Below are 455 nucleotides of genomic sequence, written 5' to 3' on the forward strand. Positions count from 1 at the left end.
GCTGCGACAGAAGGCGAACTTCCGAAGGAAGCAGCTGAAGAAGTCCTTCGTGCTCACGAAGCGGACGTCTATAAAACATTCCAAGAGTACGCAGCAGGCGACTATGAAGGATCGTACAACACGTTCCGTGAAGGATACAGCCGCATGTATGACATCTCGAAAGCACTCTCAGTCGCGATCACGACACAGATGCCTGAGAAATTCGATAACTCGAAAGCTGATACGAAAGCCGCTGACCTCCGGTCAACACTCAACAGCCTCGCTGCTGAACACGTCGCTCTTGCGAACCTCAGCATGACGGCAGGCGTCGATCAAGCGAAAGACTACGATGCTGCAAACTGGGCGGAAGACATGCACACAGCTGATTTCAAAGCCGCAATCAAATCAATTTACGGTGAAGCCGGTGCAGATCAGTTCGAGCAAGCTTGGACGAAAAATCACATCGAAGCACAAGC

General features: G+C 51.4%; 1 pseudogene. It reads left to right on the forward strand.

Going from position 1 to position 455, the window contains the following annotated elements:
* A pseudogene (locus KNQ02_RS15885) lies at window positions 1-455 on the forward strand (copper amine oxidase); the annotation flags it as partial.

It is taken from the genome of Exiguobacterium sp. s102 (assembly GCF_018618635.1).
GTDB classification, from domain to species: domain Bacteria; phylum Bacillota; class Bacilli; order Exiguobacteriales; family Exiguobacteriaceae; genus Exiguobacterium_A; species Exiguobacterium_A oxidotolerans.